Source organism: Flavobacteriales bacterium (assembly GCA_013214975.1).
Classification (GTDB): domain Bacteria; phylum Bacteroidota; class Bacteroidia; order DT-38; family DT-38; genus DT-38.
In genome coordinates, this window is record JABSPR010000332.1 from 1 (window position 1) to 3197 (window position 3197).

Genomic DNA, 3197 nt, shown 5'->3' on the forward strand with positions numbered 1-3197 from the left:
AAGAATTGCAAGATAAATTCCCGGGTGTTTTGGAAATTGTTAAAACTTGGTTTTTGAACTATAAAGGACCAGGGCAAATTGAAGTACTTGGGTTTAGTGAACAAAAAGAAGCAAACCTTATCATCGACAAAGCCGTAAAAGCATTCTAAAAGAAGGGTCAATGAATTATTGGCCCAAGTAGACTGAAATTTAATGGCAAAGATTCTTACAAAGAAGGAATTAAAACAGGATGTTGGTGATCTCTTAGATTACCTGCATTTCACTCCAGATTATGAGTGGAACTACGAACTAATTCGAGATAAGCTGGTTAAAAACCGACATCGTTTAGAGAAGAATGTATCCTACTATAATTTCGAAAGTGATCCTACTCATATCTTAGAAATGCATTTAAAAGATGGAGATATGCTTGATTTAATTCATTCCTTAACCAATACATATAACGACTTAGAGAAAATGAATTTGAAAGAAGAGTTTAAATCTTCCTGAAGAATTAATTCTCTAGATATTCTGTATTACTATCATAGATGATAGTACTTGTGTTCATATCCTTTTTAAAATATTGTTTTAGAATTTTTTGAATATCACTGTTGTCTCTTTGGGGAGTAATAAAATCAATGTAATCTCCAAACCGTGAAGGGAGATTGTCTTCTTTTTTAAAGTATCCATATCCTTTATAACTGCCTTTTTCCACAATAACGACGCTTCGTTCATCGCTAGATCGTCCATCACCTAAGATTGCAAAATCGATTTCATTCTTTATATATTCATCAATTGCCGCAAGCACTTTATTATTATAATCTTCCACAGTTTCTTTTCCACAACATATGCCGTCGCATTCCTTTAAATGATAATTGAAGCATTCATTTTGGCTGGTTTGAATTGAGCAAAACTTAGGACATATTTAGCTATTTCATAGAACTTAGGTGCATTGGCTACTGTTTCGTCAGTTATGCCTGTAATTCGAGTTATCTGGTATGGAATGGAGCATTCCGGGTTAACGAGAGAATGGTATTCGTCAATTATTATTTTGCCATAAAAGATGTAAATAGCAATTTCTGTAATCTTATTTCCTTTAGGACCAAACCCAGAAGTTTCTACATCTACAATTGAATACATGTTATAAAATTATCACAATTAATAGTTGCATTGGAGTCTTTCGGAAATATCCGGGTGAAAAAAATAAAATTTACATAAAACCTTACATCATATAATCGTAGCTGATTTAAAGTTTCTTGTAGATAATAATGTGAACTTGAAATGCTTCCTAGTATTAATGCTTGTAATACCGAACGCTCTGAGTGGTTACAGAAGAAAGCCTTTTACGGGTTAGAAGCATGATTCGTGGTTGTATTAGCTCGAATCTTTCATGATGAATCATTTATAATAAAACATATTCAACTTCTAAGAGTATATTCTTTCATGGAATATCGGAATGTTGGATTTGTAATTGCAGATGATCAATCGATCGTAAAATATGCTATAAAATCCATCCTTAGTAAGGATCCTGAATTTAAATTATTAGGTGAAGCTGAAAATTTCGAGGATGTCTATGATTTAGTGGTGAATAAAAAGCCAGATATTCTAATAACTGAAATCTATTTAAAAGGCGATACCGCTATTCAATATATTCAACGGCTTAAACGAATGAGTCCGCTATTGAAAATAATTGTTCTCTCTGATAAAAAGATTAAAAAAGATGTAAGCGATCTTTATGATGCTGGAATTTCAAGTTATTTACTTAAAATATGTCAGGTAACAGAGGTCTCCAAGGCTATTAAGAAGGTTATTAAGGGAGAAAGGTATTTCCTGAAAGAGGTTTGGCGTACCATTCAGAATTCGGAAACGTCGAAAAATGAAGATTCTAACCAAGGTTCAAAAAAGGTAGTTTCTGAAAGAGAATTGCAAATCCTTAAATTAATCGCCAAAGGACAAACAAGTAGCCAGATAGGAGTAGAGCTAAAAATCAGTGCTCGTACAGTAGATGCACACCGATCAAATATGATGGCGAAACTTGGAGTTAAAAATGCAGCTGAGCTTCTAGGCTTGGCTTATAGAAATCAGATACTGACACCTCGAAGTCAATAAAATAGTATTTTAATAATTCACACTCCATTAATAAATACCTCATTTAAATATATTATTTTATGGCACCTAAATTGATTATTCGGCTCTAATAGAACAGTTTAAACCTGTATTATTTATATTTGATGGCTGTTAATGATTTACAGTTAAGAAGAGAATACAATACGTTAGTTTTAACATGCTACATAAGATATTTATTACATGCCTTTTTACCGTATTAATTAGTACGATAACGGTTTCTGGGCAACGCTTATCTAAAGCCATGGGCGACACTTTGATGATGGCCAATAAGCACTTCAAAAAACAAGAGTTTAATAAAGCTTTACCGCTATTCTTAAAAGTTTTGCAAGAGGATAGCTTGAATGCTAAAACAAATTTAAATATTGGTATCTGTAAGATAAACTCCAAAAAGAACAGAAAAGGATGTTCTGCGTTTCTTCTTAAAGCTGCCGAACTAGGAGATCTCGAAGCTATATTGTATCTGGGTAAGGCATATCATTATGAGATGAAGTTTCATGAAGCCATTGAAGCTTATAGGGAGTATTTGAGTATACCGGCAATTAGCACGAATAATTTAAAAGACTTTACAGATCAAGAAGTAGAGCGATTAATTGATCAATCAAACTATGCAGATGAATTGGTGAGTGATCCTCTTAATGCCCAAATTAGTAACCTAGGCTGGGCTAATACACGCTATTCCGATTATGCACCAGTTATATCTGCCGATGAATCGATATTGATATTTACATCTAGAAGACCAGGAAGTACTGGAGGTTTAGTGGATGCTGAGAATAAATATTTTGAAGACATATACATTACTTATAATACAGATGGTATTTGGAGTCCACCAGAGAATATGGGGACAACTATAAATACAGAGCATCATGATGCTGGTATAGGACTTGCCCCAGATGGACAAACATTGTTTATATATAGATCGAATCCTTATGGTGGTGGAGATATTTACTCTTCTAGGCTCAAAGGGTATGATTGGGAAATCCCTACTATTTTCGATAATGACATTAACTCTTTAGGAGTTGAGTCTAGTGCTAGTTTGACAACTGAAGTAGATATCGTTTATTTCTCTAGCGACCGGCATGGTGGATATGGAGGAA

General features: G+C 33.7%; 6 protein-coding genes. 4 read left to right on the plus strand and 2 right to left on the minus strand.

Features of this window, described 5'->3' with window-relative positions; all coding sequences use genetic code 11:
- Positions 1 to 149: inorganic diphosphatase (locus HRT72_10650; protein ID NQY68162.1), on the plus strand; the 149-nt coding region annotated here is incomplete at its 5' end.
- 43 nt (positions 150 to 192) lie between these two features.
- Positions 193 to 486, plus strand: coding sequence for a hypothetical protein (locus HRT72_10655; protein ID NQY68163.1), 294 nt, complete (start codon positions 193 to 195; stop codon positions 484 to 486).
- 4 nt (positions 487 to 490) lie between these two features.
- Here the strand turns inward: HRT72_10655 and HRT72_10660 are convergent, their stop codons facing one another.
- Positions 491 to 805: a hypothetical protein gene (locus tag HRT72_10660; GenBank protein ID NQY68164.1), complete on the minus strand. Its 315-nt coding sequence runs from the start codon at positions 803 to 805 to the stop codon at positions 491 to 493.
- Positions 806 to 840: 35 nt separating this feature from the next.
- Complete coding sequence (locus tag HRT72_10665) at positions 841 to 1116, minus strand: 3'-5' exonuclease (protein NQY68165.1); 276 nt, start codon at positions 1114 to 1116, stop codon at positions 841 to 843.
- Positions 1117 to 1419: 303 nt separating this feature from the next.
- Between HRT72_10665 and HRT72_10670 the strand changes: the two genes are divergently transcribed.
- Both HRT72_10670 and HRT72_10675 read left to right on the plus strand, forming a co-directional pair.
- Entirely contained in the window at positions 1420 to 2085 is a 666-nt protein-coding gene (locus HRT72_10670; protein NQY68166.1) for a response regulator transcription factor, read from the plus strand.
- Between the two features lie 175 nt (positions 2086 to 2260).
- Positions 2261 to 3197 (plus strand): PD40 domain-containing protein (locus tag HRT72_10675; GenBank protein NQY68167.1); only part of this gene is annotated, 937 nt, incomplete at its 3' end.